Below are 22,840 nucleotides of genomic sequence, written 5' to 3'. Positions count from 1 at the left end.
ATATCCTAGATACATTCGGCACAACTCCTTCCCTCTGAGCTGTCACTAATCTATCCATCCCAACTGCCTTTATGGATTTATAGAATGACAGCTCGTTCAAATAGAGTTGTGAGTAAGTTGGTTTTATATAACAGTAAGCACTGAACGCACTTTTTAATAATCTCTGATTACCTTCAGCTACTTGATTGTGAATAGAAAATTTACTCCAACGATTCTTTGCAAATTTATACCTTTTATCTTTACTATGAGCCTGATGATTTACAGTCCTATGTTTTTTGTAAATACCCCATAACCAAGGATACCCTTCATCTGAAAATAGAGGAGACTCATAGGGAACAGTTTTGCGAAGTAAAGTTCCTAATGTATTGGCTTTCTGATCTGGGACTGAATCAAAAAATACACAACCATTCTGAGTAGCTATAGTGCTTACAAGTATTCCTACCTGCCTACCACCAACGGAATCACTTTGATATATACTAGCAGTGAGACCACCATGACGAAACCTTTTCCGATGTTGATTACTTCTCTGAGAGGCTGAATAGAGGACTGCTGTATCTGTATGTGGTATCTTTCTATAAAGTTTCTTTCCTAAGTGCTTCTTTACGTCCTTACCATCTTCTACCTTTGGAAGAGTAACATTTTTGAAAGTATCTTTGAGATCATTGTAATATAATTTCCTTAAAACTTCTACCTGATGTGAAGAAAACACCTGTAAACGTTGCTTCAAAAGCCTGGCAGACTTGTAGGATATGCTTAACCTCTTACTTATTTCTACTGAAGTAATTACTTTGGGGAATTGAAGGATAGATTCTTCTAAAATATACCCAAACATCCATATTGGTAGCTTAAAATGGTGTAATGGAGTATATGATAATCTAGATACTTGGTGGTGACAGTTTTTATTTCCGCAACGTACAAGGTCAGGTCTATTTTTTACACCCTTTGAAAGTAATACATTACATTTGGGGCAGTATTTTGGGTAGAGATCATACAGAATTTTATATGTGAGCTTTTGGAACTTCTCGGTATGGATTCCCGAAGTGGATTTATATTTATACTCCTTAAAAGTCTCTACTTCCACAAAAATATCATCTGTAAGGTTCTCGTAGAGGTGCTCCTTAGAATGGCGATTCTTTTCTCCTTCGAAGTGTAGCTCTGAGGAAGTGGTTAGAGGAGAGTAGCCTCCTTCGCTTGTAGGCTTGGAGGTAGCAGGTGTAACATTACCTTTTGAGGATAATTTGGGTGATACTTTTTTAGTCCTTAGAGTAGGTTTGTTAGGGTGTAATTGCTTCGAGGAACCATTTGTAGGGGCTTGACTACGGTGGGATAAGCTAGGTGAAGGGGATACGTTGGGAGAGCCTAATTTCTGGTCGGAGGTGTTAGATTCTGAGGAGAAAAAGGTGGATTTGTGCGGATTGGAATGGACAGATTAGAGTAGGAAAAGAGATTCTATGGTTGAACGATAACATCAGAATCTCATTCCATTGAACTTCTATTTTTAGAAAGTAAAATTTCATTCCTTCTGCCTTTGCGTTGTTTTTGAATTTTAAATTTAGAAACTGTAAGGCTGATTGCTGAATCGATAAAACTTCTAATCTTTTTTGTCTGCAGCATTTTCAAGCAACTTGACAATCTCGATGTGACCTTTCTTTCTCGCGTAATCTAAAGCTGTATTGCCAGCATTATCGATAAGGTCAATTTTCGCATTTGCATCTAAAAGAAGTTTCACAATCTCTATATTGCCTTGACTTGAAGCATACATGATTGCGGTGATACCATTGGTCGTTTTAACATTTACGTCAGCTTTTGCATTGATTAGGAGTTTAACAATTTCAACTTGCTCTCTTTGAACTGAAAAAATTAATGCGGTTGAACCTTCGATATATTTTACATGAATGTCAGCTTTCGCTTCGATCAAGGTCCGGGCAATCTCTGTCTCATTTGGATGGTTTGCAATTGACATCAAGGCAGTAAATCCAAAGCCATCCTTCTCATTTACATTCACATTTGATTTTACCAACGATTGAATTGTTTCTAAATCTCCATTGAGTGCTGCCTCAGTTAACATTGCTGTGTTTCTTTGTTCTAAAGTAGAATACTTTGGTATTGGAAGTTTCGGAGTTGGATCGTTAGTTCCCTTAATGCATATAACTGCAAGCGAATCAGTTTTTTTGCCTGATCCTGAGCCACCGTTATCGAAATTGATATACAAATACGAGTTGCGATTTTCGTCAATTTGAGAAGAGGACCAATAGTATTTAGATACTTCTAGCCAATTTCTGTGTTTGCCTGATTGATAAGCTTTTTCCAATTCAAAAATATTTGGTAAATGCATGCCGATGAGTTTGCATTCATTTTTTGCATCATCAATGGTATGGTTTCCCAAATAAGCAAACCTAGAGTTATTTTTAAAAGTCAGAATCGGTTGGCTTAGAATTTCAAAATTTAATAGGATTAGTATGATTTGGATTGTGTATCTCATATATTGACAATATTGTATGAATCCTTTCATCTTTTTTTATTTTTGAAAATCATTTCAAATCAGTAAATGAATCTTTTCGATACTGTTCCAAGATTGTATTTTAAAAAAGATACGATTTCTGGAATCCGAAACAGAAACATACGTATGAAACCGACCTAACTCCTTGTTCCGCCATCAATCCGATACACCGATCCAGTAATAAAACTCGAGGCATCCGATGCTAAAAATGTGATGAGGTTTGCGACTTCCTTCGGCTTACCAAGCCTTCCCATTGGGATATTTTTTTCCATGGTAGATTTACCCCTTTCCCCTGCCACATCGAGGATTGCTGTTTCTGTCCAGCCTGGGCATACGGCATTGATCCGCACCCCATACTTCGCCACTTCTAAAGCAGCTGTGGTAGTAAGTTCGATCACGCCAGCTTTCGCCACACAATAAGGCCCAAGGGATGGGGAGGCACCAAGGCCAGCAATGGAGGCAACATTGATGATAGAACCTCCTAAACGATCACCAAGCATAAGTTTTGTGGCATATTTTTGGCACCAGAAGACACTTGTTAAGTCCATTAAAATGAGTTTGTTCCAAACCTCCGTTGTTACCTTATGCATAAAGCTGGGTTTGTTTGCTATCCCTGCATTGTTTACCATTATATCCAAACGTTTGTTTTGGTTTTGAAAGGTATTGGTGAGTTGGATGATTTCCTCTTCCTTTGTCACATCACATTTAACAAATGATGCTTCCCCACCAAAATTTTGGATTTCTTCGACAACAAAGTTTCCTTCAATTTCTTTGATGTCAGAAACAATCACGTTTGCACCTTGTTTTGCCAGTAACACACAGGTTTCCTTTCCAATGCCAAGTGCGCCACCCGTAACAATTACATTTTTACCTTTTAAACTCAATTCCATATAAGCAAATTCTGAGAGTTGCAAGTGAAAGACAATCGAATTAATTTCTTTGTTAGTTGCAAAGTGGACCGAACGGTATACTTGGGTTAAAAAAGTATTTAGAACAGTGGAAATGAGTCCACCCGTTAGGAGGAGGTATCTTTTCCTCGTTTGTTTATCCAGTCGCTTAGAGTATTGATCCAAATCGCAACAGTAGGAGAGGCTAGTAGCGGGTATGAATCGAAATGGAAAAAAAAGAAAATCCATAGCGAATCCCATTACTTTTGATTGGGAATCCATTGAGTGCCATCTGATAAATAGGGAAAAGTACGGAAAAAATCCTTACCTCATTTTTGGTAGCCAGGAATTACTTCCTTTTCTTTTCCCAATCACTGTCCAATGTTGGAGTGGGTTTTCTTACTTTGTTTTGAGAACAGAGTTTTAAATGCAATGATGGAATTATTACAAAACGTTTTTATCACCAATCCAAGCCAGGTTTATTTTGTGACTGGTACATACAATGGTTGGTTGGTTTTTTTATCCATATTCATATCGATTTTTGCTTCTTGGATTTCTTTGTATTTATTGAACCGATTTTCAGACGTTGGGAGTGATCTTTCTCGTTTTGCAATACTGTTTACCGCAAGTCTTTCATTAGGTGGTGCAGTTTGGTCTATGCACTTCATCGGAATGATGTCGTTTGAGTTGTGTACGACTGTTACGTATCACAAACTCATCACGAGTTTATCCATCCTGCCTAGTTTTTTTGCTTCCTACTTTGCTCTAAAAACTCTCAGTAAAAAACAAATTACCAAATTGGAATTAGTGTCGGTAGGGGTGGTTGTCGGGGCAGGGATTGGATTTATGCACTATATGGGTATGTCTGCAATGCAGATGACTCCCAAGTTAATGTATGATCCGTTTTTATTTTTAGTATCCCTTGTCGTAGCCATTTCACTTGCGATCCTTTCCATTGTGATCCAATTTCGATTGAAGAGTAATATTTGGAAGATTCGTCCTATCTACCTAACATTGTTTAGTGGGATTGTCATGGGATCGGCGATTTCAGGAATGCATTACACAGGGATGGCGGCGGCTCGGTTTGTCGTTCCGATTGGAACGGAGTTAGACAATTCCACAACTGACCAAATATTTTTAGCCTTCCTTGTGGGGTTTGGTAGTTTATTTGTGATTGGCTCTGCCATCGTCACAATTGCTTTCATTAGTTATAAAGATTTATTCCATAATTTATTAAAAAGTGAATCTAGGTTAAGAGCGATCATTGAAACAGCTGCTGATGCCATTGTGATGATTGATACAAAAGGAATCGTACAAGAATTCAATGTGACTGCTGAAAAAATGTTTGGATGGAGTGCCAAAGAAATCATTGGCCAGAATGTTAAAATCCTTATGCCAAGCCCATTCAGAGAAGAACACGATGGGTATTTATCAAACTATCTAAATACGGGAGAAGCGAAAATCATTGGGATCGGTAGAGAAACGATCGCTGTTAGGAAAGATGGAACAACCTTTCCTATACGACTGGCCATTGGCCACACAAAACTCCCCCAAGATGACATTTTTGTTGGGCTCATCAGTGATATTTCCGAAAGAATCATGATAGAACAGGCATTAAAAGACAATGAGGAGCAGTTACGATCGTTTATCCAAAACATTCCTGGTGTGGTTTACCGATGTTTGCCTGATGAGTTTTGGTCATCGATTTTTTTAAGTGATGCCATAGAACAATTGTCTGGTTTTCCCGCCCGCGATTTCCTTGAGCCAAACCGAAAACGAAACTTTTCCGACATCATTTATCCGGATGATCGAGAACATGTTACCAATACCATTCAAAATGCAATCGATCTTGACGATACGTTTGTTCTCAATTATAGAATTCAACACCGAAATGGCGACATTCGTTGGGTTTTAGAATATGGTGGGATAGTGTATGATGAAAACAAAGAAGTTAAGTTTTTAGATGGAGTCATTTTAGATAATACGGACAGGCGTAGGATTGAGGAAGCCTTAATCGAATCAAAAGAGAAAGCAGAGATGGCTTCTCTTACAAAAACAACATTTTTAGCAAATATGAGTCACGAAATTAGAACACCAATGAATGCGATCATTGGTTTTACTGAAGTTTTACTTTCCGATACACTTTCTGCGACTCAGCGTAAACATTTAGAAACTATTCGGAACTCCGCCAAATCATTGTTAAGATTGCTTAATGACATTTTAAATTCAGCCAAATTGGACCGAGGTGCGGTTGAACTTGAGATTGTTGATTTTTCACTTGTTTCACTGATCGACCAAGTTTCCTCAACATTAGGAATGGAAGCAAAAAGAAAAGGACTTACATTCAAAACCGAGTATTCAGAAGACTTAGGGGATTATTACAAAGGGGACAGCTTACGAATCCGCCAAATCCTCACCAATTTAGTAGGAAACGCTATAAAATTTACAAAAGAAGGGACAATCCGTTTGTTTGTAAAACCTAGCGGAAATTTGGTGGAGTTTCACATTCAAGATACAGGGATTGGAATCTCAGAAGACCGATTGGATAAAATTTTTGAACCCTTTACACAAGCAGATGTTTCGATGAGTAGACGGTTTGGTGGTACGGGTCTTGGGACTACGATTTCCAAACAATTGGTCGAACTGATGGGTGGAAAGATTTGGGTGACAAGCAAAATAGGTAAGGGTAGTGATTTTTATTTTGCCTTACCACTTCCGAAAGGAAATGCCACCAATGTTATATCCGAAATCCCAAGTTTGCCATTACCAAATCTAAAGGTCTTAATTGTTGATGATGTGAAACAAAATGTTGAACTCATTCAAATCTTAATGGAAACAAACGGGCACCAAGTCACAATTGCAAATAACGGACGTGAAGCGGTTGATAGGTTTCGGGAACAAAATTTTGATTTGGTTTTAATGGACATCCAAATGCCAGAAATGGATGGTCTCGAAGCAACAAAACAGATTCGCATTGAAGAAACAAAACAAAAAAGAAACCACACCCCAATCATCGCTTTGTCAGCAAGTGTTTTCGAAGAAGACAAATTACAAGCAAAACAAGCGGGAATGGACGGATTTGTTTCCAAACCAATTGATGTGGATGAACTATTCCATGAAATTGCAAGTTGGTTTTCCAGTTCCCATCCAAATGGTTTGGATCGGAAGGATCATTCGCACATTCCTCATAGAAACCAAGGGCTTGCCTTTTCGGAATCCAATGGGAAAGAGGCAAACGAACCTTCTTTCCATTGGAAACGTGGGGTTCAAATTTATGGATCCGAAACCGCATACCTTCGGGCAGTGAAAGAATACATTGAAGCGCAAACGATGTGGTTTTCCCAAACGAATCCAGAAGGCATTTCCATAGAATCTTCCAAACAACTCCTCCACAAATGGAAGGGGGCAACTACCAATTTAGGGATTTTTGTTTTAGACCAATTATTGCAACAATGGGAAAATCGGGATGGGAACCTTCGTTTTACGAAAGCAGATTGGAATGAAATGTTAGACACGCTAAACAGACTTTCGACAGAAATCGAAGAACGGATTCCTGGAATGGTTGCAAATGATGGAAGGAAAATGGAATCAGGAAACGAAGGTCTTCGATCTTTGTCCGGTAAAGAATCCAAAGAACAATTGGAATCGATTCCTCCTATCACTACTTATGCGAACCAGATCACAAATATCGAAGACTTAATTCTCTCTTTCCAGAAGGGAAGTCTAAACCAAGTTCTGTGGAAGGAATTAGAAACTTGGATCAGTCGTAGTGAATCGGCGAAGGAATGGAACCAATTGCAAAAGGTCGTAGACGAATTTGATTTTGATCGTGCCATTCAGATTTTAGAAGATCTTAAAACACAGATAGGAGCCAAACAAACGTGATTCCAAACGAAAAAACAAAAATACTGATCATCGATGATGAACCCACGAACCTACAAATCCTAAATGAAATCCTAAAAAATGATTACACTTTATCCTTCGCAAAAGATGCCAATAAAGGTTGGGAACTTGCACAAAAAGAAAGACCCAATTTGATTTTATTAGATGTGATGATGCCAGAGATCACAGGTTATGACCTATGCCAAAAATTCAAATCAAATGAAATCACAAAGTTCATACCTGTTATCTTTGTCACTGCTCTTACAGACGTGGGTGATGAAGAAAAAGGATTTTCACTTGGTGCTGTGGATTATATCACAAAACCAGTGAGCCCCGCCATTGTCAAAGCCAGAGTCAAAACACATTTGTCCTTAGTCGATAGCGAGGAAGTAAAAATCACAAGATTACAAATCATCCAACGATTGGGTATGGCATCGGAATACAAAGACAATGAAACAGGTATGCACGTAATTCGGATGAGTCATTATTCAAAAACCCTTGCCCGAGCGATTGGTTATAGTGAAGAAGGGGCAGAAGAAATACTAAATGCAGCACCAATGCATGACGTGGGTAAAATTGGAATCCCTGATTCCATCATCCAAAAACCTGGCAAACTCACAGAAGAAGAATGGCAAATCATGAAACGCCATCCTGAAATTGGTGCTGAAATCATTGGGGACCACCACTCCAGTTTATTACGATTGGCAAAGTCCATTGCTCTCACCCACCACGAAAAATATGATGGAACAGGTTATCCGAAAAACTTAAAAGGAGAAAACATCCCTTTAGAAGGAAGGATCATTGCCATCGCAGATGTGTTTGATGCATTAACGACTGTCAGACCCTATAAAAAAGCTTGGGAAGTCGATGATGCACTTGCTTTTCTAAAAAAAGAATCAGGCACTCATTTTGATCCGAAACTTGTCACAGAATTTTTAAATGTACTACCTAAAGTAATAGAAATCAAAAAAGAATGGCCAGAAGAAATGGAAAAAACTTGAGCCAACGCACCATCATTGGACTTATCCTGTCCACCCTTTGCATGATAGATTCTAAATCGACTGCATGAGAATGGAAAATGTTAATACGCCTTAAATCCGGTAGGCCTTTCACCACGTTTGTAAAATGCGGTTGCCTTTTTTTCATCCTTAAGTAACCTTTGTTTGGCGATAAATCGTACAAACCAAGGAATGTTTCGAACTGTCCCACCGGTTGCAATCGCAAGGAGATAGGCTTTCGCACATTTTTCGATTAATTCACAATTATAAATGGCTTTTTCTCTAGTCACACTGGTGATAATGACCTCTTCCCCTAATAAAAACCCATTTGCACCAGAACGTAGGATCTCACTTGTAAGGAGATTCCCATTCGGTCCAACAGGTAACTGGTGGACAGGTGCTCCCAATTGGCGGCACTGCTCATCAAACACAAGGGGGAGTGGGTGGTCTAAATATCTAAGTTTGGAACTCCAAGGAGGGACAAATTTCACAATGGCCCCAACGTCAGATCGATTTGAATGAAGTTCAGCATGAAACCGAATCACAGCCGGTAAAAATTCATGACCCAAACTTTCATTGGACCTTGTATTCGGAAAATTGACAGAATAAATCCCCAAACTAGGTTTTGCTTTTTTCCCTTCCGTTTTTGCCATAAGTAAAAAGGAATCCGTCCCTGGTAAAAGAAAGGAAAGGCTAACTGCATTTGATTGGAACAAACCTTTGGATTCCAGACGATTCCATAAGTCGTGTATTTCCATTTCGTCAGGTGTTTGTTTGGTGGACTTCGATTTTGGTTTTGCCTTAGGAAGTTTGGATATTTGGATCATTGATTAGTCCTTATTTCTTTTTGGTTCCACTAAAGTTTTACGAGGTAAACACGGTTTCAATTTGTTCCACAAGTGGTTTTGGAAATTGGAAACGGTCTATATTTTTTTGAATTGATTGTTTTAAAAATGCAGTTGCTTCCTCTTCAATCAAAATGACTGAGCGAATGGCCGACTTTAAGTCTTTGGCCCCACAAACAATCCCATGATTTTTTAAGAGGTAACCATTTTCTTCTGTTGTAATTTTTTTTCGAAAGGCACTCACAAGAAAGGAAGTTCCGGATGGAGCATAAGAAACCATTATGAGTTTCGATCCAATTTTTTCTTTCGCTTCTTTGGTTACCAAGAATATATCTTTTCCGAGTAGGGTGATGGCACTGGCAAGTGGTTGGTGGGTATGCAAACTCACATTGAGATCTGGACGTTTCAAAAAGAAATTCGCATGGATGCCACTTTCCGTGGTGGGTTGTTTTGTTCCTTCAACCATTTCTAAGGTATCCATTTTCAAAACACAGAGGTCTTCTGGTTTCATCGTGTAATAATCACTTGCGGAAGGTGTCACAACCATGAGCTTATCATCCACCCGCACTGCCAAATTCCCACCAATGCCAGCTAAAAACCCAAGATCAGCTAACCGGATACAGGCGGTGATCATTTCCTTTTGGATGGTTATGATTGTTTGGTTCTTCTGTTTCATCGTATGGTCCTGACTTTCTATTTTAAAAAATAGTCGACAAGTGTCGACTAAAAAAATACTCCAAAAGGAAACCGAATGGAAAAACTGTCAGAAATTTCAAAACGGAATCGAAAACTCTCCGTAAAGGGGAAGTGTTCACCATACCTTGGTCTAAGGATTTATAACTTAGAATGGATCATGAATGGGAGGAAACGAATCCTTTTGGATTGGTATGTATGTAAACCTTGTAAACCAGACAAAATTCTAAACTAACACCACTCCCACGATCGAACGATTTATTTCATCATTGCAATGGCAGAGATACAAAGCCTATTCACAAGTCTAAATGAAGAGAGGTATTTTTTCGTTCGACTCTGAGATCTGATTTGTTTCCATTCCAATTGTGAAATCACCTCACAGAGATTGCATTTCTAATTTGTGAAGCGGAACTTTAGCTCTCAATGGATACCAAAGAAGTCAATCTTCATATGATCGTTGGTATATGCCATGAGAACTCATGATGGATGCATCGATTGTAAAGAAATTAGCAATCCACTCGATTCGAAAACAAAAATGAATTTACTTTTATGAATGCTAGCTTTGTCATCGTTTCCATACGGAAGATGGATACAATCTTCATAAGGTTACATGTATGGAAGAAAACGAAACAATAGAAATGCCAGTTGTAGTGGAAGAACCTGCTCCTGAGGTAACAGTTGTTGCCAAAAAAGCGGCTCCTAAAAAGAAGAAAGCTGCGAAAAAGAAAGCAGCAAAGAAAAAAAGAGCTAAAAAAGCAGCTCCTAAGAAGAAAAAGGCTGCCAAAAAGAAAAAAGCAGCAAAGAAAAAAACAAAGAAAGTAGTTTCTAAAAAAAGACCTGCGAAAAAGAAAACGGCGAAGAAAAAAGCCGGTAAAAAAAGAGCAGCTAAGAAAAAAAGACGTTAAATTCGTTTGGGGTAATAGATTGGTTCCTTTTGGAAGTTTGATTCCACTTGCGGGTTGATTCTATTATCCCAATCAACCCTCCATCTACAAGTTAGTCTGTACTTTTACTAAGCAGAAGGGTTCTAGATTTTTTGGTATTTCTTCGCTTGTTTCTTGTTTTCTGGATCCAATTCAATGGCTTCTGGATGGAAAACGATATTCCAATACCTCACCACATAGGCAATCACGCCAAACGTAAGCACAACCAATAAAACATAAGCGGAAATTTCCGGATACAACAGGAAGGAATAGGGAGCTCCAAATTGGAGGAAGTACGGCAGTGACATGTACCAAATCACGGAAACAGCAACAATTCCCACACCAAACTTGCCCCACCAATTGGGCCTTCCTTGTAAGCCTCGTTTTAAGTACAAAAATCCACCGAGCCAAACACCGAGGACCTCTCGGATAAAGTATACGATGAGGATCCATTTTGGAAAATCGAAGTGGAGTGTCACAACAAAGAGCCCACCGAGTGTCACCAGTTTATCACAAACAGGATCGAGGTACCGACCAAGTGTTGTTTCTTGGTGTAAGAGCCTTGCAAATAGCCCATCCAAATAATCAGTGAAGACAGCAGCCAAAGCATAACTGATAGAGGCAAGTAACGCGTTTAAGTTCGCTGGGTCTTTTGCATAATCATATGTACTATAGAAAAAAAAAGGTAATAACAATACACGTAGGACAGATAAAAAATTGGATAATGTAAATATCCGATCCTGGAAAAGGTCTTTGGCTTTTTTTTCTTCGATTTGCATAGAACCAATGCCAGGTTTTAAAAATTCTAACCGAAGGCAAGAAAACAAATGAAAACAAGGTTGACGTTTGGAGTCGAATCTATAGTTTGGTTTTTATTCCGATGGAGTTGTAGCTCAGTTGGTTAGAGTGCCTGCCTGTCACGCAGGATGTCGCGGGTTCGAGCCCCGTCAACTCCGCCATCGGGAATTTCCCCCCATTCCTTTTCTATTCCATCATTCGATGTATTCTTCTTTTTCCTTTTTGAATAGGATTTGATTTTCTTCCTCTAAAACCCTTGCGACTTGCACAATTTTACTTCTTGCTTCGTTTATCTCTCGTAAGGTGACACGTGGCTTCATATCCAAAAGATCCAAAATGTCTTCTGCGCGGTTTTGGCTCATATTGTTTAAGAATTTTTTTCGAATTTCATCACCGGCACCACGAATCGCAAGTGATATGCAAGTATCATCTGCCAATCGATTGATGAGGATTCGCATTTCTTTGTTATCAAGAGAAAGTATATCTTCAAAGGTATATAATTTTTCCCGTACTTGGTCGGCAACTTCGGGTGAAGATTCTTCCAATTCTGATAAAATGGTTTCTTCTGCCCCTTTTTCCATAAAGTTCAGAATGTTCGCAAGTACATGGGCACCACCTGCTTCTGAGTATTCTTGTTTGTCCCTTTCTTCGTAACGTTTCTTTAGGATACGAGCAATGTTTTGGATCACATCAGGGTGTGTTTTGGAAGTTGTGGCAAGTCGGACTGCTATTTTTGCCTGTTCTGGTTTGGGAAAGAGTTTGAGAACGTCTGCGGCTTTTTTGGGGTCGAGATGGGAAAGGGTCACCGCAATGATTTGCGGAGATTCTGTCCCGAGCATGGTCTGCAACACACTTGGTTCCACTTGGTTCAAAAATTCAAAATCGTTTTTTGTTTCTTCTTTGTGGATTTTTTTTAAGATCACATTTGCTTTTTCGGAGCCAACCGTGTGTTCGAGGAGGGACTTTGCTGTGGACAATCCCCCGGAAGTGGAATCCGAAAGGCCTTCAATGGTATGGTGGAATTCTTTTAAAATGGATTCCTTTTCTTCTTTCGATACCGAACGAATTTTCGACATCTCCAGAATCACTGCCTCGAGCATGGCATCGTCTAGGTGTCTGAGTACATCGGCGGCTCTTTCTTTGCCAAGGGAGAGGAGGAGGAGGGCAGCTTTTCGTACACCTGGTGCGGCGGTGGTTGGGTTCTCAGACTTCATGTGACATAATTCTCTTAGTTTCCTATGGATGTCAAAAAAAACTTCTGCAATGAGACAAAATTTTCTAAAGGTCTCATTAAGTTCGTACGATACCCTTTGTAAGTTACAAAGATAAAGGAACCAATACCAGATGGACAAAGCTCACAAATTCAAAAACACTCTCGAACGTTACATCCACTACCGAGGAATCGATATCGTTTTACACCTCAAAGATGGAAAGAGCATCGAACTAGATAAAAACCGCCAAATGATGGACGATGTGGTCATCGGAAATTTGGCAACGGGTGTGGTTCGGATTCCCATTGCCGACATCCAAAGTGCTGATTTTTTTGCCGCTTAATTGGCCTATCGATCATCCCACCGCAAGGAGAAGGTTTGGTCTTTCCAAAAAACTCCTTAAGGTCTTTAAAAACTCTGCTCCCACGGCTCCATCGATCACCCTGTGATCGCAGGAGAGTGTGAGAGAGAGGATTCGTCCAGCCACTACCATTCCATTTTCCACAATAGGTTTATCTTCAACAGATCCCACTGCAAGGATGGCACTTTCTGGTTCGTTGATGATCGCTGTGAACCGACTGATCCCATACATCCCCAAATTCGAAATCGTAAAGGTTCCATTTGTGAACTCTTCTGGTTTTAATTTACGGTCTCTTGCTTTTTTGGCGAGTTCCTTTACTTCCGAAGAAATTTGAAGGATGGACTTTCGATTTGCATCTCGGATAACGGGAGTTAGAAGTCCTCCATCAATGGAAACAGCAATCCCTACATCCACTCGCCCAAACTGTAAAATTGTATCCCCTTGGAAACTTGCATTTACCTTGGGGTGGAGTTTTAACGCCGCCGCTGTTGCTTTCACAATGATGTCATTCAAACTCACTTTAGCGGGTGAGTCAGGATTTTGGGTTGCCTGGAATTCATTGATTTCCTTACGAAACGATTCAAGGGCTTTTGCATTCACATCCACATTCAAATAAAAATGAGGGAGGTTTTGTTTGGATTCCGTGAGTCGTTTGGCAATGGTTTTTCGCATCCCATTCAAATTTACAATTTCATCGGAAGTGAGAACATCCGATCCACCACGTGTGATGCCTGTACCTTTGTTTAAGGAATCTAAAACATCCTTTTTGGTGATCCTACCTTCGGGACCCGTTCCAATCACACGGTGTAAATCAATGCCATGTTCAATGGCGATCGATTTGGCAAGTGGGGATGCAAAAACACGGAGTGTGCCTCCCCTGGGAGAAGGGCTACCATTTGGCCTTTCTTGGGTTTGGAAGGAAGGGACTGAAGGACTTCTGTTTCCTGAGCTAGAAGTTGGCGTCAAATTTTCATTGGGAGTGGAAACTGTACTTTCGAAAGGATTTGGTTCCCTTTTTTCCTTTAATGAATCCGCATCCATCTTGGCATTCGTGTTCCCAAGGGATGGGGAGGGAGTAGGGTTTGCAGGTGATTGCCCCGATGTTTCCGAAGGTTTTGGTTTCGGAAGGTTGGCAAGTAAATTCGATATATCCTCACCTGGTTTCCCGATTACAGCCAACGCTTCACCTACTTTCAGTTTGGTGCCTTCTCCTTGGATGATTTTGAGTATCACACCAGCATCATAGGCTTCCATTTCCATCACGGCTTTATCGGTTTCAACTTCCGCTAGGATATCGCCTGGACTTATGGAATCGCCTTCTTTTTTTAACCACTTCACAATGGTTCCTTCTTCCATGGTTGGGGAAAGTTGCGTCATTTCTTGGATTTTTGCCATGGGGGTCTCCTTAACGTAACATCTCTCGGATGGTGTCTGCCACTCGGTTGGCACTTGGCAAACTCATTCGTTCTAGGTTTGCAGCATACGACATCGGAACGTCCATTTGGGTGACACGTTCCACGGGATGGTCAAGGTAGGAAAAAACATTCTTTTGGATAAGATGAGAAACCTGTGCCCCAAAACCGGCCACAGGCCATCCTTCTTCCACAACCACTGCACGGTTTGTTTTTTTTACGGATTCATAGATGAGATTTTCATCTAACGGGCGTAAACTGCGGAGGTCCACAATTTCCACAGAAATCCCTTCATTTTCTAAGATAATTGCTGCTTCTTCCGCAAAACTTAAGGCTCTCGACCAAGTCACAAGCGTAATGTCTGTTCCTTTTCGTTTGATTTCTCCAAGGCCAAGGGGGATGGTATATTCCTGTTCTGGGACTTCTCCTTTGGAACCATAAAGTACTTCTGATTCAATGAAAATGGTAGGGTTATTGTCTCGGATGGAGGACTTCAATAGTCCATACGCATCTTTCGGTGTGGCAGGGCAAACCACTTTGAGACCAGGGCAGTGGGCATACCAGGATTCAAACGCTTGGGAGTGTTGGGCCGCAAGCCTCCCACCTGCACCACCTGCACCTCGAAAGACAATGGGCATGGGGAATTGTCCACCACTCATATAATTCATCTTAGCCGCAGAGTTGATGATTTGGTCGATGGCAACAAGGGAAAAATTCCAAGTCATAAATTCGATGATGGGTCTTAGGCCAACCATTGCCGAACCAACACCAATCCCTGCAAATCCATTCTCTGAAATGGGTGTATCAATCACTCTTTCCTCACCAAATTTATCGAGCATCCCTTGGGAAACCTTATAGGCACCTTGGTAATGCCCCACTTCTTCTCCCATCAGGTAAATGAGTGGGTCCTTTTCCATCTCTTCTACCATGGCACGGTTCAATGCTTCTCTATAGGTTAAGATGGCCATTTATTTATCCTCCGCATACACATACTTGTAAAGTTGGGAGAGGGGAGGTTCGGGAGAGGATTCTGCAAATTGGTAGGCTTCGTCAATCTGTGATTGGATTTCTGTTTCGAGTTTGTCCAAATCTTCTGGTTTGATCCCACCTAACTCGAGTTCGTGCCTTGCACGCATGAGTGGGTCTTTTTTTTTGTAAGCTTCTAATTCTTCTTTTGTTCTGTACTTTGCCGGGTCTGACATAGAATGCCCACGAAACCGGTAGGTGGATACTTCAATTAGGGTAGGTCCTTCCCCTCGGCGTGCTCTTTCCACTGCCACTTTTACATGGTCTCTCACCTTTCGCACTTCATCCCCTTCGATATGATCCCTTGCCATATCATACGCATAGGCTCTCACGGAAACATCCTTAACAGCTAGGGCACGGTATTCAGGTGTCCCCATCGCATAATGGTTGTTCTCACAGATAAAAACAACTGGTAGTTTCCAAATCGCTGCGAGGTTTAAACCTTCATGGAAGGATCCAATATTGGCGGCACCTTCCCCAAAAAAACAAATGGTCACTGAATCTTCTTTTTTGTATTTCGAAGCAAAGGCAATGCCAGCTGCAAGAGAGATATGACCACCAACGATTCCATGGCCTCCCATAAAGTGTGCATTTTTATCAAAAAAATGCATGGAACCACCATTCCCTTTGGAAATCCCTGTGGCCTTTCCGAAGAGTTCTGCCATAAGGGGGTTTGGGTGGAGGCCACGAGCCAGTGCATGCCCATGGTCACGGTAAGTGGAAACAATGTAGTCATGTGGAGTAAGGGCAGCAATCGATCCCACGCCGACTGCCTCTTGGCCAATGTACAAATGGAGGAATCCACCGATTTTTCCCACACTATAGGCTTTTGCTGCAGCTTCTTCAAACTTTCGGATTAGTACCATCTGCCTGTAGAACTCTTTTAATTCGCTCACAGATTGTGAGTCTTTGGGGATTGAAGAAACCAAATAGAACCTCCGAAACGAGTAAAAAACTACACTATTTAGACAAAGAAAGAAAGCAAAAATCTTGCTCTTAAAAGAAGATAAAAGACTGTTTCCCTAGGACCTTTATGAAAATTACGAGTGCTGGTATCGAATTTCTAGAATTCAATGAATTTAAAAATTTTGCTGTAGATTATGATCTGTTAGGTTCTGTTTCTCTAAGTGAACCTGTTGTGGATAAAAATGGAACCATCCTTATCAAAGAAAAAGTAGCCATCAAAGAAAATGTGATCAAAAAATTGGAAGGTTTAGAAGGGAACTATATCCCTTCCTTTAAACTTGCAATGTCAAAAGATTTGATGAAGATGTTACGACAAGTTTTGTCAAAAGCAATTCTCAGTCGCATCGACGATCGTTCCAATGAGTTTATCTTCCATCTCTATGAACAAAATGCAGAACGGATGGCTAGCCTCAAAGGGATCATCCAAAATTCTTTTTATTCCAAATCATTGGCTTTATCTTTTTTTCGCATTTTACTCTCTCACAAAGAATTTTTTAACCATTTAGCTGACTTTGGACTTTTGAGTTTGGGTTCTGTCATCCAAAAACAATACGGTTTTAAAATGGTAAACCGATTCAGTTTTTTAGCAGGTCTCTGTGCCGACATAGCTGTTTCAAAAGAAGGATTGTACAGGCAAAGTTTTTTTGGATCTTCCCTTTCCTCTGCCGTAGGACTAAGCATTGAAATTGCGAGGAAACTCAACCTTCCCGAAGAAGTGATCAGTGCCATCAGTAACCATGGAAGTTCTAATTTTGAGATTCCCGGAGTGAATCCTGCTAGTATCAACGTGGAAGACTTACGGAAACACCAATTGAACCAAGACCTACTCTCGGGGAGTGGGATGGATGACGACGCAAGCGATGATGAAGAAGAGGCAGGTGAGTATGCAGATAATACCGCCGAAGTCACGTTAGATGCATTGAAGATTGCTCGTTACATTATGGAGAACTTAAAAACATCATCGGACAAAGAACATGTTTCTGAAAAACTCCTCGTGATGTTTACTTATAATGCAGAAAAAGGACTATTCCGAAAGGATTTGGCGGACCCAATGATTGACCGCTTCAAAGAGTTTGACCATGCAATCAAAAGGATTCGAATCATTGCAGAAATTGAAAACAAATGTAAGTTCCAAACATCTGCTTGGGCCTATCCCAAACCAAAGTCCTCTCAAATTGTTTGTAAGGATCGAAATTATGAATGCCCTTGGATCGTGAATGGGTGGGACTTACGAATCATTTCTCCACAAGATCCGTTTGGTTATATTGGGACAGCACTTGATGTGGGAACTTATCCCAAATGTGCCTTAGAAGAAGAACTACACGCGAAAATCAAATACACTGATTCGTAAGGCAAAAAAAAACCAACCGGCAATCGGTTGGTTTTTTTTGCTTTCAAAACAAAAAAAAGAATTAGAAACCAGCAGGTTTTTTAATGTCTTTTGTTGCGTCGTTGATCGCACCAGTAGCTGCTTTCTTAGCTTCTGTTTCAGCAGTTTTAACCGCTGCATCTACTTTTTTCTCTACTTCTGTAGTTACTTTTTTCGCTGCATCTTCAACAGTTTCCATTTTTTCTTCTACAACTGGTTCTTCTTTTTTGCAGAAAGCAAGTCCAGAAGCCATAGTAACACCGAGAATCAAAACGAGTAGTTTTTTGTTCATCGAAAGTTTTCTCCTAAAAAATCTTTTAATTCTGCCAAAACTATACGATCTCAGTTTCCATTGAAAGAAATTTCTGGATGGAATCTCAAAAAATCTTAACCAATCATTTGGGGACAAATGTAAGGAATTCTTCTACTTCTTTTTTGCTTCCAATGATGAGCGTTGTTCGTTCATGAAGTTCCTTCGGAGTTAAGTCAAGGATCCGTTCTCCTTTCACTGTCACAGCCATTCCACCCGCTTGTTCGGCAATGTACGCCATCGGGGCTGCTTCATAGAGCAACCTAAGTTTTCCATTGGGATACTTACTCGATTTTGTATCATTTGGATAGAGGAAGATCCCACCCTTTAAGAGGTTTCGATGGAAGTCTGCCACAAGAGATCCGATGTATCGGGCCGTTTTTGGTTTTTTCCCACCTTCGATGGATTTGATTTTTTGAAGGTACGCTTGCACTTCCGGTGACCAGTAGGAGGCATTCCCTTCGTTTGCGGAATAAATATCCCCAGATTCTGGCATTTTCATATCCGGATGGGAAAGTAAAAATTCACCCACACTTGGGTCTAGGGTAAACCCAGACACACCTTTTCCAGTGGATAAAACGAGCATGGTAGAGGAACCGTAGATGATGTAGCCGGCACAGCGTTGCAAATGCCCTTTTTGTAAGAGGTCTTTTTCTGTGCCTGGTTCCTTTGAGTTTGGTTCTAATCTTTGGTGGATTGAAAAGATGGTCCCAATGGAAACATTGGTATCGATATTGGAAGAACCATCGAGTGGGTCAATGGCCATGGTGTACTTTCCAATCGTATAGCCATTTGGGATCGGGATGATGGCTTCGTGTTCTTCACTGGCAAGGACACAGAGGTGACCGCAGATTTTTAAGGATTGGTTGAAGGCATTGTCTGCATACTGGTCCAGTTTCATTTGGGTTTCACCTTGGACATTTGTATCTTCTGTGGCACCTAAGATGTCATCGAGAAGGCCTGCCTTTCGCACTTCTCGGCCTACAATTTTTGCGGCATACACCAAATGGCTAAGAAGTGCCGTGAATTCTCCCGATGCATGTGGGATTTTGAGTTGCTCTTCTAGAATGAATTGCGATAAAGAGATGAGTTTTTTTTGTTTCGGTGTAGCGTTCACAGTTTCCCCGAGGTTGTTTTTACTCCATTTTTGTGGTTGTGGGTAGGGAGCAAATCCTTTCTCCTTTTGAATGCGGGTGGAGGCTCCGATACTAAACCTTAGAAACTCCATGACAGAACCAATGCATTTAAGTCCTTCTCCTTCCATCCAAATGACAGACTACCATTCGCGCCGGTTGGGACTCAGTTTTGCCAGTGTGGGAGCCCATTTAGGTTGGGTGTACTTAGGCCAGGAACTGGTTTTTGAATTTGGACAAACGGAACACGAAGAGAAAATCCGCGAGAAGGTATCTGATTCGATTGGGATTTGGATCCGCAATGTATCCTATTTGGATCCAAAATCCATCCTTACCTTTTCGGAACAGGGAAAAGAATTCGAACTCTTTATGATCCGTTTGCCAGAAGGCGAAGTCCCTGTTTTTGTATTGGTGGTTCTCGAAAAAGGTTTGGAGTTAGAAACGAGGAATTGGGAAGACCTTTCTAACCAAGTACTAACGTTTTGTGCAACAGGTATTTCCCTCCGTGAAAAGAACATCCTCGATTTTGAAACCATCACAGGCCCCATCCGCAAACGAATGGAAAAGGCCTTTTTTGGCGAAACAAAGTCAGGTGTGATTGCCTTTTTCCACTTGCAAGACCTAAGTCCATTTTTCAAACCCATGGGAGTCATCAAAAGCCAAGAAATCCTCCGTGAGGTAACGGCAACCCTTCACAAAGAAACCCGGGAAAACGAATTCAATTTCCAACTGAACCCTAGGTCCTATTTTTTATTTTGCCCGGGAGAAACCTTGGATGGGGCAAACCACCGGTTTGGATCCCTTTATTTTCCCTCCAAACACTTGATTTTGGATTACAAATTGAAGATCTTTCCAATTGACCGAGACATCCTGCAAGACGATGCCAAATTCTCTTCCATTTTTCTTGAAAATTTCTAAAAGCTTTTTTTGGCGGAATTGACAGGATAGGGTGCTTTCCGATACCGTCAAAACTAGACCATTTTTACAAAAGGACAGTTGTTTGTCTATGACCCCACAAGTAGGGATTTATTTAAAAGAAGGGGAATCTATTGAGGCGGCGCTTCGTAGATTCAAAAGAGATTGTGCAAATGCTGGTATCATGAGCGAGATCAAACGCCGTGAATACTTTGAAAAACCAAGCGTGATTAAGAAAAAAGCAGTGGAAGCTGCAAAACGCAAACGCGACAAAAAGAAAAGATTATTCGCTAAAAAAGATAAACTTTAATCTTTAAGCCGGTTTTCCTATGACCCTGCAAGAGACGATCAGTACAGATCTAAAAACGGCGTTAAAAGCCAAGGATGAAATAGTCCTCGGCACCCTACGTCTCATCAAAGCAGAAATTCAATATGAATTAACCAAAACCGGTGCTTCTGAGTTATCGGATACTGCTGTCATGCAGATCCTCAAAACCAATTACAAAAGACGTAAGGATACCGCTTTAGAATACGACAAAGCGAATCGTCCTGATCTCTCGAGTAAGGAAATCGAAGAAGCAGAAATCATCTCCCGTTACATACCGAAGGAAGTCTCCGAAGAAGAAATAGGGAAAGCAACGGAAGAAGCCATCCTAGAACTGAGTGCAACTGGTCCACAGGATATGGGAAAGGTGATGGGTAAAGTTATGGCAAAATTTAAAGGACAAAATATAGACGGCTCCAAGGTATCCTCCCTCGTTAAACAAGCACTTAGCGCCCGTTAAAAATAACACACTGTGAATCCTTACCAAAGTTTTAAAGAAAGAGTTCGCAGAGAAGTCTCCATTGACTCCTATATCAACAGATTTGTTCCCTTACGCCGTATGGGTCGTAATCTTGTTGGCATTTGTCCGTTTCATAATGAAAAAACCCCATCGTTTAATGTAAATGCGGAAGGTGGTTTTTACCACTGTTTTGGATGTAAGGCCTCTGGTGATTTATTCCGCTTTGTGATGGATTACCAAAAAGTAGATTTTTTAAAATCACTCGAAATTTTATCAGAATATTCTGGCATCCCTCTCGTTGAACGAACCAAAGAAGAAGAAGAGTCGGAACGTAAGAAAGAAGCTCTTTACCAAATTTCACAAAAAGCCCTCGAGTATTTTCAAAAAAATCTAAATACGGCTGCCGGTGAACTGGCGTTAAAGTATCTAGAGTCACGAGGGTTGTATGCGGAAGATATCAAAGTATTTAAGATAGGATTTGGGCTTCCTGGTTTTGGTAATTTACGTGCGGATCTCTTTAAAACAGAAGCCGAAGTGAAGTTAGGGGAACAATTGGGACTCCTCAAACGACAGGACCAAAACAAAGACCCTTATGATTTTTTTCGAAGTAGGATCATGTTCCCCGTCATCGATACAAGGGGGAGAGTGGTCGCGTTTTCTGGCCGAATCCTTGGTGAATCCGAAGAAGCAAAATACATCAATAGCCCAAACTCACTCATCTACGACAAAAGTCGTACGTTTTATAATCTCAATTTAAGCCAAGATAGCATTCGAAAAACAAGAGAAGCTGTTATCGTAGAAGGTGTGTTTGACGCCATTGGACTCTTTCGCAAAGGGATCGAGTTTGTGGTAGCACCTCTTGGTACTGGATTTACAGAAGGGCATGTGCGGATCTTAAAAAACATGGCGGACAAAGTGTATCTTATGATGGATTCCGATAAAGCGGGTACCAAAGGTGCCTTTCGTGCCGTAAACCTGCTCTCCAAAGAAGGAGTGGTTGTAAAAGTATGCCACATCCCGGAAGGGAAAGACCCGTTTGATTATTCTCTCCATCACAACAAACAAGAAATCCGAGATTTAATGGAAGGGGCGCTACCTGCCTCCCAATTTATGATCCGAGAAATCCTTGGGGGAACGGGTCCCACATCACTCGCGGAAGAAAAACAAGCGGGAGTCAAAAAACTATTCGAATTCTTAAAACCGATGGAGAAAGAAACGGACAAACAGGTCTATTTAGAAGAGGGTGCTCGCCAACTCGGACTTTCGTTTTCTTCTCTTTTTCAGGACTTTCGTGGCAAACCTGGTGTAAGTTCGACCCCCTCCGTTGTCGATACTAAGAAGGACCGCACTCCACAGAAACCGGGGAAACCGTCTCCTGTACTTATCTGTGAGCGGAAGATGATCGCGATGCTCATCCAAAACTTAGAACTTTTTAGTTTTGCTGATGACTTACTTTCACTTGAGTTTCGGGATGAGGTGTCTGCTTTTTTCTGGGACTATTTATATACGAAGTATTTGCAGAATGAGAACCTCACCGCTGCAGAAATCCTTTCGAGGGAAGAGATTCCTTCGGAATACCTGGGAATGATTGCTGAACATTTTTCGGCCGATGTGACAGTCACCCCAGCTACATTTAAAGCGATGTTCCTTTACCATGCGGATTTGTTGGATGACGCACGGATGGAAGAACTTGTGAAAGAGATGGCCAAACCTGACTTAACGATTGAAGAAAAAAACAATCTTCTGTCAGAACTTTCACTCCTTAAGAGTGAAAAAAATAAGAGATCCGTGTATCTCCGAACGATCCAAACGTTAGAAGTCTAAAG

General features: G+C 40.8%; 22 protein-coding genes and 1 tRNA gene. 11 read left to right on the top strand and 12 right to left on the bottom strand.

Going from position 1 to position 22,840, the window contains the following annotated elements; translation table 11 throughout:
* From EHQ62_RS04305 to EHQ62_RS04295, 3 genes are all read right to left on the bottom strand, one after another.
* Nucleotides 1-1,081: transposase (locus tag EHQ62_RS04305; RefSeq protein WP_167482837.1), on the bottom strand; the 1,081-nt coding region annotated here is incomplete at its 3' end.
* Between the two features lie 510 nt (nucleotides 1,082-1,591).
* Entirely contained in the window at nucleotides 1,592-2,386 is a 795-nt protein-coding gene (locus tag EHQ62_RS04300) for an ankyrin repeat domain-containing protein (RefSeq protein WP_167482836.1), read from the bottom strand.
* 251 nt (nucleotides 2,387-2,637) lie between these two features.
* On the bottom strand, nucleotides 2,638-3,390 hold the full coding sequence (locus tag EHQ62_RS04295) for an SDR family NAD(P)-dependent oxidoreductase (RefSeq protein ID WP_135640999.1): 753 nt from the start codon (nucleotides 3,388-3,390) through the stop codon (nucleotides 2,638-2,640).
* A gap of 429 nt (nucleotides 3,391-3,819) precedes the next feature.
* Between EHQ62_RS04295 and EHQ62_RS04290 the strand changes: the two genes are divergently transcribed.
* Nucleotides 3,820-7,272, top strand: a complete 3,453-nt coding sequence (locus EHQ62_RS04290; protein ID WP_135640980.1) for a PAS domain S-box protein — start codon at nucleotides 3,820-3,822, stop codon at nucleotides 7,270-7,272.
* Nucleotides 7,269-8,270: a response regulator gene (locus EHQ62_RS04285; RefSeq protein ID WP_135640979.1), complete on the top strand. Its 1,002-nt coding sequence runs from the start codon at nucleotides 7,269-7,271 to the stop codon at nucleotides 8,268-8,270. Before EHQ62_RS04290 ends, EHQ62_RS04285 begins: the two co-directional genes overlap by 4 nt.
* Before the next feature lie 80 nt (nucleotides 8,271-8,350).
* On the opposite strand, the gene EHQ62_RS04280 is transcribed toward EHQ62_RS04285, so the two are convergent.
* Together EHQ62_RS04280 and EHQ62_RS04275 are read right to left on the bottom strand one after the other, a co-directional pair.
* On the bottom strand, nucleotides 8,351-9,094 hold the full coding sequence (locus tag EHQ62_RS04280) for an aldose epimerase (RefSeq protein ID WP_135640978.1): 744 nt from the start codon (nucleotides 9,092-9,094) through the stop codon (nucleotides 8,351-8,353).
* A gap of 37 nt (nucleotides 9,095-9,131) precedes the next feature.
* A complete protein-coding gene (locus EHQ62_RS04275; RefSeq protein WP_135640977.1) occupies nucleotides 9,132-9,788 on the bottom strand; it encodes a class II aldolase/adducin family protein in 657 nt (218 codons plus the stop codon).
* A 75-nt stretch (nucleotides 9,789-9,863) separates the two neighbouring features.
* On the opposite strand from EHQ62_RS04275, the gene EHQ62_RS18530 reads away from it, so the two are divergent.
* Together EHQ62_RS18530 and EHQ62_RS04270 are read left to right on the top strand one after the other, a co-directional pair.
* Nucleotides 9,864-10,040, top strand: coding sequence for a hypothetical protein (locus EHQ62_RS18530; RefSeq protein ID WP_167482835.1), 177 nt, complete (start codon nucleotides 9,864-9,866; stop codon nucleotides 10,038-10,040).
* Nucleotides 10,041-10,419: 379 nt separating this feature from the next.
* Nucleotides 10,420-10,710, top strand: a complete 291-nt coding sequence (locus EHQ62_RS04270; RefSeq protein ID WP_135640976.1) for a hypothetical protein — start codon at nucleotides 10,420-10,422, stop codon at nucleotides 10,708-10,710.
* A gap of 122 nt (nucleotides 10,711-10,832) precedes the next feature.
* On the opposite strand, the gene EHQ62_RS04265 is transcribed toward EHQ62_RS04270, so the two are convergent.
* The gene (locus EHQ62_RS04265; protein WP_135640975.1) at nucleotides 10,833-11,507 is read right to left on the bottom strand and encodes a CDP-alcohol phosphatidyltransferase family protein; all 675 of its coding nucleotides are present in this window, start codon (nucleotides 11,505-11,507) and stop codon (nucleotides 10,833-10,835) included.
* 103 nt (nucleotides 11,508-11,610) lie between these two features.
* Here EHQ62_RS04265 and EHQ62_RS04260 point away from each other — a divergent pair.
* Nucleotides 11,611-11,687: transfer RNA gene (locus tag EHQ62_RS04260), tRNA-Asp, on the top strand.
* Between the two features lie 33 nt (nucleotides 11,688-11,720).
* Here the strand turns inward: EHQ62_RS04260 and fliG are convergent.
* A complete protein-coding gene (gene fliG / locus EHQ62_RS04255) occupies nucleotides 11,721-12,740 on the bottom strand; it encodes a flagellar motor switch protein FliG (protein ID WP_135640974.1) in 1,020 nt (339 codons plus the stop codon).
* 130 nt (nucleotides 12,741-12,870) lie between these two features.
* Here fliG and EHQ62_RS04250 point away from each other — a divergent pair, with 130 nt between their 5' ends.
* Nucleotides 12,871-13,080 (top strand): hypothetical protein, encoded by a 210-nt coding sequence (locus EHQ62_RS04250; RefSeq protein WP_015675889.1) that lies wholly within the window; start codon nucleotides 12,871-12,873, stop codon nucleotides 13,078-13,080.
* 12 nt (nucleotides 13,081-13,092) lie between these two features.
* On the opposite strand, the gene EHQ62_RS04245 is transcribed toward EHQ62_RS04250, so the two are convergent.
* From EHQ62_RS04245 to pdhA, 3 genes are read right to left on the bottom strand one after another with little or no spacing between them, the layout of a single operon-like run.
* Nucleotides 13,093-14,493, bottom strand: coding sequence for a pyruvate dehydrogenase complex dihydrolipoamide acetyltransferase (locus EHQ62_RS04245; protein ID WP_135640973.1), 1,401 nt, complete (start codon nucleotides 14,491-14,493; stop codon nucleotides 13,093-13,095).
* A gap of 10 nt (nucleotides 14,494-14,503) precedes the next feature.
* Entirely contained in the window at nucleotides 14,504-15,478 is a 975-nt protein-coding gene (locus tag EHQ62_RS04240; RefSeq protein ID WP_135640972.1) for a pyruvate dehydrogenase complex E1 component subunit beta, read from the bottom strand.
* Nucleotides 15,479-16,465, bottom strand: a complete 987-nt coding sequence (gene pdhA / locus EHQ62_RS04235) for a pyruvate dehydrogenase (acetyl-transferring) E1 component subunit alpha (RefSeq protein ID WP_135640971.1) — start codon at nucleotides 16,463-16,465, stop codon at nucleotides 15,479-15,481.
* Between the two features lie 104 nt (nucleotides 16,466-16,569).
* Between pdhA and EHQ62_RS04230 the strand changes: the two genes are divergently transcribed.
* Nucleotides 16,570-17,853, top strand: coding sequence for a hypothetical protein (locus EHQ62_RS04230; RefSeq protein ID WP_135640970.1), 1,284 nt, complete (start codon nucleotides 16,570-16,572; stop codon nucleotides 17,851-17,853).
* Nucleotides 17,854-17,914: 61 nt separating this feature from the next.
* Here the strand turns inward: EHQ62_RS04230 and EHQ62_RS04225 are convergent, their stop codons facing one another.
* Both EHQ62_RS04225 and fbp read right to left on the bottom strand, forming a co-directional pair.
* Complete coding sequence (locus tag EHQ62_RS04225) at nucleotides 17,915-18,163, bottom strand: hypothetical protein (RefSeq protein ID WP_135636466.1); 249 nt, start codon at nucleotides 18,161-18,163, stop codon at nucleotides 17,915-17,917.
* 103 nt (nucleotides 18,164-18,266) lie between these two features.
* The gene (gene fbp, locus EHQ62_RS04220; protein ID WP_135640969.1) at nucleotides 18,267-19,298 is read right to left on the bottom strand and encodes a class 1 fructose-bisphosphatase; all 1,032 of its coding nucleotides are present in this window, start codon (nucleotides 19,296-19,298) and stop codon (nucleotides 18,267-18,269) included.
* A gap of 109 nt (nucleotides 19,299-19,407) precedes the next feature.
* Between fbp and EHQ62_RS04215 the strand changes: the two genes are divergently transcribed.
* The 4 genes from EHQ62_RS04215 (at nucleotide 19,408) to dnaG (ending at nucleotide 22,838) form a co-directional block, all read left to right on the top strand.
* On the top strand, nucleotides 19,408-20,232 hold the full coding sequence (locus tag EHQ62_RS04215) for a hypothetical protein (RefSeq protein WP_167482834.1): 825 nt from the start codon (nucleotides 19,408-19,410) through the stop codon (nucleotides 20,230-20,232).
* A gap of 88 nt (nucleotides 20,233-20,320) precedes the next feature.
* Nucleotides 20,321-20,539, top strand: coding sequence for a 30S ribosomal protein S21 (rpsU, locus tag EHQ62_RS04210; protein ID WP_012388550.1), 219 nt, complete (start codon nucleotides 20,321-20,323; stop codon nucleotides 20,537-20,539).
* Between the two features lie 19 nt (nucleotides 20,540-20,558).
* On the top strand, nucleotides 20,559-21,014 hold the full coding sequence (locus EHQ62_RS04205) for a GatB/YqeY domain-containing protein (protein ID WP_135640968.1): 456 nt from the start codon (nucleotides 20,559-20,561) through the stop codon (nucleotides 21,012-21,014).
* Nucleotides 21,015-21,026: 12 nt separating this feature from the next.
* Nucleotides 21,027-22,838 carry a DNA primase gene (dnaG, locus tag EHQ62_RS04200; protein ID WP_135640967.1) on the top strand — a complete coding sequence of 604 codons (1,812 nt, stop codon included), beginning with the start codon at nucleotides 21,027-21,029 and terminating at the stop codon, nucleotides 22,836-22,838.
* Nucleotides 22,839-22,840: the final 2 nt, after the last annotated feature.

It is taken from the genome of Leptospira jelokensis (assembly GCF_004769635.1).
Classification (GTDB): Bacteria; Spirochaetota; Leptospiria; order Leptospirales; family Leptospiraceae; genus Leptospira_A; species Leptospira_A jelokensis.
The sequence above is the reverse complement of the archived record's forward strand: the minus strand, read 5'-3'. Positions and strand labels throughout refer to the sequence as shown.